Source organism: Paucisalibacillus globulus DSM 18846 (genome assembly GCF_000482485.1).
GTDB lineage: Bacteria > Bacillota > Bacilli > Bacillales > Amphibacillaceae > Ornithinibacillus > Ornithinibacillus globulus.
In genome coordinates, this window is the sequence record NZ_AXVK01000034.1 from 31,162 (window position 1) to 39,970 (window position 8,809).

Genomic DNA, 8,809 nt, shown 5'->3' on the forward strand with positions numbered 1-8,809 from the left:
TTAGGAAAGTTTTTACACTATCCTTCTTCTCAATTCTACCCGATACCAAGCTGCAAACGCTATCAATATATCCCACAAAAAAAGAGGGAGTTATTCCCCTCTAAAATTAGCCGTACAACGATATATCGGTTGTCCCTTGGCTGAAAATTTCTCTTCATATTCAGTCATAACATTTTCCGGATCATTTATCTTATGCAAATCAAGACTTACTTCGCTAAGTAACATTCCATATTCTGAAAAACTAACTAATGAATATTCAAATAGTCCACGGTTATCTGTCTTAAACGTTAAATCACCTTCCGGATGTAATAAATTTTCATATCGTTCTAAAAAAGATTTAGAAGTCAATCTTCTTTTTTCGTGGCGATTTTTTGGCCATGGATCAGAAAAGTTTAGATAAATCGTAGCTACTTCATTTGGAGTAAAAATTTCATTTACATTTTCGGCATTTTCTTGGATCAATCGGATATTTTCCTGTCCAGATGCTTGTACCTTCTGAGCAGCAGTTACAATAACACTTTTAGCAAGTTCAATACCTATAAAATTAATATCTGGATATTGTTTTGCCATTCCAACAATGAATTGACCTTTTCCAGTTCCTATTTCAACATGGATTGGATTATCGTTGTCGAATAACTCTTGCCATTTACCTTTATTTTTACTTGGATTCGGAATAACTAAATGTGTATTTTCTTGTAAAAAGTCATCCGCCCAAGGTTTATTACGCTGACGCAAATTATTGCACCTCTTTCTTAATACTTTACATAGTTTAGGTGAATTATCGAATACTAACAGGTGAGGTGAAGTCACATGTCATTAACTGTAAACCATCAACTTGAATTATTGATGGATTTATTAGACGAACAACAATCTGAGTGTTGTGCACAAGTTTCTGAATATCAACAAATTAAGCGGTTAGTAAAATCCATGATGGCAAACAACACGATAACAGACGAACAGCTTCTACAATTACTACCTGAGATTTACAATTATGGTAGACAGGGTGAAAGTGTTCAAAATCAAGAAGAACATATTACTACAAATATAGATAATATTACTAATTGGATAAGTGCAATAGAACAAACTAACTTACAATAATCTCATTTGAAAATTAAGTTCTTTTAGGGAAATAAGACGTTCCTCATACTTATCATGTTCATTTCTCTCAAAATGAAAGGCTAAAAAAGTAAGTGCATCAGCAATTAAATACCAATGCATCCGAATTAAGAACTGGTTATCAAGTTGTACTCCATAGTTTGTTAACCAGTTTTTCCAATTTTCTTTTGGAATGTAGGAGTTCAATACCTTACCATAATCCGAAATTGGATCGGCAACCATAGCATTATCCCAGTCAATTAAAAATAATTGATTATCATCTGTAAGAAGTACATTATGATGATTCATATCCCCATGACATACTGTTTGTTTATGTTGTCTAGCGACCGTCAAATATTTACTTAAATAAGACATTCCATCCGAAATTTCAATAGATGCATTTTTAATATTATTCGCGGTTAAGCGTTTTTCAATTGATTGCATACAACCATCTGCCGTAATAGGCTTCTTTCCTAAACGCAAAAGCATATGCAATAATTCAGTAGAATGGTGAATTTTATGAAGAAGATCTACTACACGCTGATGCTGCATTTCAACTGGTTTTAATTCTCTTCCTTCTAGCCACTTTTGTGCTGTTACAACATCTCCATTATGCATACGTTTTGTCCAAACCAACTTAGGAACAATCCCTTCAGCTGACAACACAGCCAAAAACGGTGATGAATTTCGTTTAAGAAATAGTTGTTTTGAATCTTTTTTTGCAAAATAGGCCTCCCCAGTTAACCCACCAGCAGGCGTTATATCCCAATCTTCATCTAGAACTTTCTTAAACCATTCCATCATGCATTCCTCAAATCACAAAGTTATCTCTCTCTTAAGTGAGTATTTAAAAAGTAGGATAAAAAGGACCAAGCAGTTCAAGGCGGCATTACTTTAAGGAACGAAACGTATACAACTAATACGTAAGAACCGTGAGACTTGCCAACATAGAAATGCGTAGTATCATTTTCACCTGACTTTTTAATCATCCTATAAAAAAACAAACATGTTAATAGATTATCGAATTATGACATTATTTTCAAGATGTTTCAGAAATTTAATAATGAAAAACAGAACCCTTTATTTGGATATCCTGACTATTTTTAGCAATCATACAGTAATAACAAGAGTCGGTTTGACCATCAACTTGCAAAGTTATCGTATGGTTTGTCTTAATCGAAAACGTTTCTGCCTCGTAAATATTAACTTCTTTAAACATAACATGCTTTCCAGTAAAAACTGTAATAAATAGACCTAATATTTTCCACTTAGATATACCATGTATAATTAAAACAGGGAGAACACGAGATTGGATTTTAGCTGTTGGAATTATTTTCATTCCTCCACCGTAATATTGATGGTTTGCAATGGTCACCATCCAGCAATCTTTAATCATTTGTTTATTACCATCTATAACAATTTCAGCCTGGAACGGTTTAAATTTAAATAATACTTGAATAAGTGCAATAACATAACTTAATGTTCCTAGTCTGAGGGTGTTTAAGATATTCTTATAACTTGATTGATTAGCTTGTTCTGCTATCTCTGCGTCAAACCCAAATCCAATACTATTAATAAAATTCCTCTGGTTATCTTGATCTATATCATAGTTCCCTTTCCAATATGGGAGACCTTTTTTATCCATAACTATTTTCTTTAAAATAGTAAGTGGTGAACCTTTAATTCTACATCCTCTTCCAAAGTCATTACCTGAGCCACCAGCGATAAAGCTTATCGGGATATTAGCATCTCCCATACCATTAATAACCTCATGAACTGTCCCATCTCCACCGATAATGATTATTGCTTTTATTGCTGATTTTTTTTCCAAGACAATCTGCTTAACAATTTCTTCTGCATGTCCAGGATATTCAGTTAAATAATGTCTACTAGTTATTTTATTATAAAGTTTACTTTTTTCGATCTTCCTAAATATTTTAAATGCACGCCCATTACCCGCAATTGGATTTACAATAAAGATAAACATGTTTATTCTTCCTCTTCAACTAACAAAAATCCAGCATTATCATCGTTATCTTCCCAGTCCGGGCGCCTCACATAGGAAGTTTCGCAATGCTTTAAAATAGCTTCCGCTGCTTTTAATTGGTTACTCTTTAGAGGAGAAACTAGCGAACGTTTTTCTTGAAACCACTTCTCATAATCTTGTTTCCCTATTATTTTAGTTTTATATGGTTCTGAAAGAAAGTTAATAATGTTCGTACGGGAAAGTATAATCTTTTCAATTGGAAACTTTATAGCATATTTTTCAAGAATTCCTTTTACGATTTTCTCTGATCGTTTCAAGGCAAACATAGGACTTAAATGTTTCGTTTGTTTATTATTCTTCTCGTATACCCAGCTTCGTTCATCTGATGCAGTAATAATTGTGTCCGGATTTCCTTCTAATAAATAGATAATTTCAATTCCAACTGGGCTAATTAAAATAATTTCTCCTTCAATTGGTGCTTTCCGCAGCTCAAAAATAGGATAATACATGAGCAAATAGGTATCTGGAAATCGCTTTAGAAAGTATTGTAATGTCTTATCAGCATAGTACTTTCTATCAACAAAAGATACATTTGAAATAGTGGATGTTGCCCACTTAAATTGAAAAGGTAGTAAATGTTCCAAGAAATAATGCTTAAGTTGCTCTTCCGTTTCTGGAAGTATTTCTCCCTGTTCATCAACTTCAACTGGCTCTTCTTGATGTTTTTTTCTTAAGAAAGATTTCCACTTTGATTGTTTTTCCACTTCTTCTTCTACCACTGGATCTGTAAGAGATTCATTATTACTCCAAAGCTGAAATAATCTATTCCAGTTATCCTGCTTCAAGCGAATAAATTGGCTCGGATACCTGTAAATATCCCATTCATAACGGGTAATATAATTTTGCAACTTAATTAATTGGGCCAATCGATTCCCCCCTTAAGTAAAAGGTTTCAACATTCTCATACTTTGGTGTTTTAGAAGGAAAAATTTGATATAAGACAAATTCCTTTATATTCATATGAAATATTTTCGCTTTATAGTTCTCTCTTATGTTTCTTAAATTTTCTGCATGGACGTACGTTCCATTCCATTTCTTTGCTAATGTGATGTGTGGCCGAAAGGGTCGATTCTCTTTCGAAAAACCAGCAGTAACTGCGGTAGATTCAACCTTTAGAAAAAGTTCTTCGATCGTACTGTTTATTTCAACTCCACCCCATAACACACGTGGACTATCTTGTTTCCCAAACGTTCCAATTGACCCTACAGTTATTTGAAACTCAGGATAATCAATGGAACGCAAAGACTCTTGTAACTTTTTAAGTCTATTTTCTTCTACTGCACCAAAAAATTTTAATGTAATATGCAAATCTTCTTTATGTGGCCATATTTTATAAGAAAGGTTTTCTTGAAATTGTTCTTGCCACCTTACAAATTCTTCCCTCAAACTATTTGAAACAGGTATGGCAATAAAATAATGTGGCGTTTCTCCCATTTATATCCCTCACTTAATGGACCTGCAAAAGGTTAGTTCCTCTTTGTTTAACTCACGATACGCGCCAAGAGGTAGAGATTCATCTAACTCCAACTTACCCATAGACAACCTTTTCAAATAAACTACTTTCTTTCCTATTGTTTCAAACATGCGCTTTACCTGGTGGAACTTGCCCTCTGTTATACTAATTTCAATTTCAGATTTACTGCTTGCTGAAAGAATTTTAAGCTTTGCAGGTTTGGTTTTATATCCGTCGTCCAGTGTAACCCCAGCTGCAAATGCTAATACATCCTCATCGGATACAATTCCCGAAATTATAGCAAAATATGTTTTTACTACATCTTTTTTGGGCGACAATAGTTGATGTGCTAATTGACCATCATTCGTAAGGAGTAACAATCCCTCCGTATCTTTATCTAGTCTTCCAACAGGAAAAGGCTTGTAGTGCTGAAATTCTGATGATAGTAAATCAATCACTGTTTTATCATACCGATCATCTGTTGCAGAAATAACACCAGGTGGTTTATGCATCATTAGATAAATATATGGTTTATAAATGACAACTTCTTCTCCAACCAAAATCTGGTCTTTCTCCGGATCAACTTTCATGCCACTATCTTTCGCAATGAAATTGTTTACTGTTACATGTCTTTTCTTCACTAATTCTTTAACGTCTTTTCTAGAACCAAACCCCATATTAGCAAGTAATTTGTCTAGCCTCATTATAACACCTCAGGTTACCTAAATATTTTGCCTAATATTTTCACTCTATCTCCAAATACTCTTTCAAGTAATGTGGATTTATAGGCAAACCATAAATAAACATATCCACCAATACCTACTCCTATGATAAGCATTAACATTAGCCCCATTCTTGTTTCTTCAAATGGGAATATAAAGCCTAGGACTAGTTTTAATAGCAATATGACTATCCACATAATCAGAACAAAGATACCAATCAACACACTACGTTTAATAAGCGGTTTGAATGGAAAGTCCACTGATTTTTTTATCCATAATAAGTTTAATATTACGGCTATCCCAACTCCAATTGTTGTTGCAAAAATAGATCCCGTCGCTCCGAACCAATGGATAAATTGAATATTAAATAAAATTTTAAATAATATTCCTGCACATAAATGAAACACTGCATGATTTTGTTGGTTAATACCTTGTAGAATTGCCGCTGTTACACTTAGTAAAGCAAATAATATACCTACTGGTGCATACCAACCTAATAAAGATCCTGTCTCATTAATATTTTGTATACCATATAAAGTTCCATATGCTTCTCTTGAAAGCATTGATAATCCAAATGATGCAGGAATAACTAACACCATAATAATTTGCAATGCTTGGCTAATTTGATTATTTAATTGCGGTCTCTGCCCTTGAGTAAAGAAAGATGTAAGTACTGGCATCAAAGCTAAGGATAATCCAGTAGCAATAGTAACAGGAATAATTACTAACTTATGTGATAACGTATAGATTGAACCTAGTAACACATCTGCAACTTGTTCTTGACCAATAGCAACCATTGCACGTAGAAACGTAAAGTTGTCTACAAGCTGAAATACTGGAATGGCAATTGAAACAATGACAAATGGTCCAGCATATCGGAACAACTCTGCAAATAATTCTTTTTTTGGAATATCATGTGTAAACTCTTGATGTTCAATATTCTTATCCAAGTGTGGTTTTCTTTTTCTCCAGTACATTAATAAAACAATATAAGAAGCTATTGCTCCAATAAATGCTGCAAATGTTGCAAATCCAATTGCAGTAGTTTCTGATCCATCAAAAACGTAAAGAATTATAAACACTGCAACTAAGAGAAATATAATACGCACTATTTGTTCAATAACCTGTGAAACAGCTGTTGGTCCCATCGACTGATTACCTTGAAAGAATCCCCGGAAGATACTCATAGAAGGTGTAATAATTAATGCAAAACTAACCATGCGAATAACCATCGTTACATCTTCTACATTAATTTTAAATCCGTTACCAGCGATAATTTGATTAGCGATAAGCTCAGCACTAAAAAATAAAGCTAAAAAGGTAATGATACCTGTTAAGGCCATGATTGTCATCCCGGTCTTAAACATTCTCATACCTGTATAATAGTCCCCTAACGAATTATATTTTGATACAAATTTAGAGACTGCTAATGGTACTCCTATTGTAGCCACTGTAACTAAAATACTATACGGTGTATATGCCAATTGGTACAATGTCATACTTTCTGGTTCTACCATTGCATTAAATGGAATTACATATATCATACCTAAAAACTTTGATAAAAAGGAAGCTGCTGTTAATAAGAAAGCGCCTCTAACGATTGTTGACTTTGACATTTCTTCACCTGCATCTACAATTAAAATATTACATTAAGCCTATTTTATCACACTACCCGTTCCAAGGGATAACCTTATATACAATTCGTTAAGTACACCGAATTTTATGCCTAATGATGGTGTATAAGCTATAAGAAGTGGTAAAATATTTTTGAAAGGAATGAGTACGCTTGATATATGATGTAATAGTGATAGGCGGTGGACCATCTGGACTAATGGCCTCTATTGCCGCAGCTGAACACGGTGGTAAAACCATGCTAATTGAAAAAGGTAATAAATTAGGAAAAAAACTAGCCATTTCAGGTGGGGGACGTTGTAACGTCACCAATCGATTACCACAAGACGAGGTAATAAAACATATCCCAGGAAATGGGCGTTTTCTATATAGTGCATTTTCAGTATTCAATAATTATGACATTATTGACTTCTTTGAAGATATGGGAGTTGCATTAAAGGAGGAAGACCATGGCCGCATGTTCCCAGTATCCAACTCCGCTAAAACCGTTGTAAATGCCTTAATTAACAAAATGGATGAACTAAACGTTAAAGTAGAATTGAATACTGTCGTTAAGGCGGTTCACTTCGATGCAAATAATCATACTATTATACTAGAAAACGGGGAAAAGATTGAAACAAAGTCTGTTGTAATTGCTGTAGGTGGTAAAGCAGTCCCTCATACGGGATCAACAGGTGATGGCTACGCATGGGCAAAAAAAGCTGGACATACTATAACAGAATTATATCCAACTGAGGTTGCGTTAACATCTAATGAGGAATTTATTAAACAAAAAACATTGCAAGGACTTTCTTTACGAGATGTTGCTTTGTCTGTTTTAAATGAGAAAGGCAAAACAACAATTACACATAAGATGGATATGATTTTTACCCATTTTGGAGTTTCAGGACCTGCTGTTTTACGTTGCTCCCAATTTGTTGTGAAGGAAATCATGAAGGGGAGAAAAAAAGTATCTATGCATCTCGATGTATTGCCAGATACGAAAGAAGAAAAACTAGTAGAGGAAATTACTCTTTCCTTGGAACAGAATCCAAAAAAGACCGTAAAGAATTTATTAAAAGGTATTGTTCCAGAAAGATTTCTTTCGTTTGTCTTAAATAAGAATAATGTATCTGATGATATAAAGGCTGCCCATCTTGGAAAAGATACGTTACGCTCCATTATTCACGATTTTAAGAATTTCACATTTCTAGTAAATGGTTCTTTACCTTTGGAAAAAGCATTTGTAACTGGTGGTGGAGTTTCAATAAAAGAAATTGTACCAAATACTATGCAGTCAAAAATAATGGAACGGTTATTTTTCTGTGGTGAAATTTTAGATATACATGGCTATACCGGGGGGTATAATATTACGTCTGCATTAGTAACTGGAAGACTCGCAGGAATGAATGCTGCATATGAAGCATCTTATACTGGTATATGATTCCGCTTATCTTTTAATTAAACTGTGGAACTCTATTACTGTATGGGGACATAAAACGGCTTAAAGAAAGGGTTGGTTTTGAATGCAAACTAAAGGCAAATGGTTGCCAATTCTTGCATCAGTTGGTGTAGGTGCAGCTACCTATTATACCATGAGTAGAAACAACCAAAATCTTGGCCAAACAGTCGCTAAGATGGTTCCATTTTTTGCGGGTATGCGTGGCGGCAGTGGAAATAACACCGAAAAACTAGGACCATTTGGTATGGCATAAGAAAAACGCACCTTAATTGGTGCGTTTTTCTTATTTACTTAGTACTTCACTCTATAAATTCACCTTAATAATATTATTTGGGAGAGTCTGTATGCATCATTTCAACGTGATTTGCTGCTCCAAATGATGTATGACGTATTTGCATGTTTCATTTCAATTGGATTTG

The 8,809-nt window shown here is 34.1% G+C and carries 10 protein-coding genes; 3 read left to right on the forward strand and 7 right to left on the reverse strand.

The genetic code is table 11. From position 1 onward, the window contains the following. Positions 1 to 90: 90 nt before the first annotated feature. On the reverse strand, positions 91 to 735 hold the full coding sequence (gene trmB, locus K332_RS0111165) for a tRNA (guanosine(46)-N7)-methyltransferase TrmB (RefSeq protein ID WP_026907523.1): 645 nt from the start codon (positions 733 to 735) through the stop codon (positions 91 to 93). Positions 736 to 810: 75 nt separating this feature from the next. Between trmB and K332_RS0111170 the strand changes: the two genes are divergently transcribed. Then, on the forward strand, positions 811 to 1,098 hold the full coding sequence (locus K332_RS0111170) for a YtzH-like family protein (RefSeq protein ID WP_026907524.1): 288 nt from the start codon (positions 811 to 813) through the stop codon (positions 1,096 to 1,098). On the opposite strand, the gene K332_RS0111175 is transcribed toward K332_RS0111170, so the two are convergent. From K332_RS0111175 to K332_RS0111200, 6 genes are all read right to left on the reverse strand, one after another. Further along, positions 1,090 to 1,896 carry a phosphotransferase family protein gene (locus tag K332_RS0111175; RefSeq protein WP_036688724.1) on the reverse strand — a complete coding sequence of 269 codons (807 nt, stop codon included), beginning with the start codon at positions 1,894 to 1,896 and terminating at the stop codon, positions 1,090 to 1,092. The two genes, K332_RS0111170 and K332_RS0111175, sit on opposite strands and share 9 nt — an antisense overlap. A gap of 256 nt (positions 1,897 to 2,152) precedes the next feature. Continuing rightward, entirely contained in the window at positions 2,153 to 3,082 is a 930-nt protein-coding gene (locus K332_RS22390) for a diacylglycerol/lipid kinase family protein (RefSeq protein ID WP_051359433.1), read from the reverse strand. A gap of 2 nt (positions 3,083 to 3,084) precedes the next feature. Continuing rightward, entirely contained in the window at positions 3,085 to 4,008 is a 924-nt protein-coding gene (locus K332_RS0111185; RefSeq protein ID WP_026907526.1) for a hypothetical protein, read from the reverse strand. Continuing rightward, the gene (thpR, locus tag K332_RS0111190; RefSeq protein WP_026907527.1) at positions 3,992 to 4,576 is read right to left on the reverse strand and encodes an RNA 2',3'-cyclic phosphodiesterase; all 585 of its coding nucleotides are present in this window, start codon (positions 4,574 to 4,576) and stop codon (positions 3,992 to 3,994) included. The genes K332_RS0111185 and thpR overlap by 17 nt, the downstream gene beginning before the upstream one ends. 9 nt (positions 4,577 to 4,585) lie before the next feature. After that, positions 4,586 to 5,299, reverse strand: coding sequence for a pseudouridine synthase (locus K332_RS0111195; protein WP_026907528.1), 714 nt, complete (start codon positions 5,297 to 5,299; stop codon positions 4,586 to 4,588). Positions 5,300 to 5,313: 14 nt separating this feature from the next. Beyond that, complete coding sequence (locus tag K332_RS0111200) at positions 5,314 to 6,933, reverse strand: putative polysaccharide biosynthesis protein (protein ID WP_026907529.1); 1,620 nt, start codon at positions 6,931 to 6,933, stop codon at positions 5,314 to 5,316. Between the two features lie 170 nt (positions 6,934 to 7,103). On the opposite strand from K332_RS0111200, the gene K332_RS0111205 reads away from it, so the two are divergent. Both K332_RS0111205 and K332_RS0111210 read left to right on the forward strand, forming a co-directional pair. Beyond that, positions 7,104 to 8,372 (forward strand): BaiN/RdsA family NAD(P)/FAD-dependent oxidoreductase, encoded by a 1,269-nt coding sequence (locus K332_RS0111205; protein ID WP_026907530.1) that lies wholly within the window; start codon positions 7,104 to 7,106, stop codon positions 8,370 to 8,372. Positions 8,373 to 8,454: 82 nt separating this feature from the next. Beyond that, entirely contained in the window at positions 8,455 to 8,643 is a 189-nt protein-coding gene (locus tag K332_RS0111210) for a hypothetical protein (protein WP_026907531.1), read from the forward strand. Positions 8,644 to 8,809 lie beyond the last annotated feature (166 nt).

Coding starts and splice junctions, on each gene's coding strand:
- K332_RS0111175 (WP_036688724.1), bottom strand. CDS start 1,896: ATGGAATGGTTTAAGAAAGTTCTAGATGAAGATTGGGATATAACGCCT.
- thpR (WP_026907527.1), bottom strand. CDS start 4,576: ATGGGAGAAACGCCACATTATTTTATTGCCATACCTGTTTCAAATAGT.
- K332_RS0111170 (WP_026907524.1), top strand. CDS start 811: ATGTCATTAACTGTAAACCATCAACTTGAATTATTGATGGATTTATTA.
- K332_RS0111195 (WP_026907528.1), bottom strand. CDS start 5,299: ATGAGGCTAGACAAATTACTTGCTAATATGGGGTTTGGTTCTAGAAAA.
- K332_RS22390 (WP_051359433.1), bottom strand. CDS start 3,082: ATGTTTATCTTTATTGTAAATCCAATTGCGGGTAATGGGCGTGCATTT.
- K332_RS0111210 (WP_026907531.1), top strand. CDS start 8,455: ATGCAAACTAAAGGCAAATGGTTGCCAATTCTTGCATCAGTTGGTGTA.
- K332_RS0111200 (WP_026907529.1), bottom strand. CDS start 6,933: ATGTCAAAGTCAACAATCGTTAGAGGCGCTTTCTTATTAACAGCAGCT.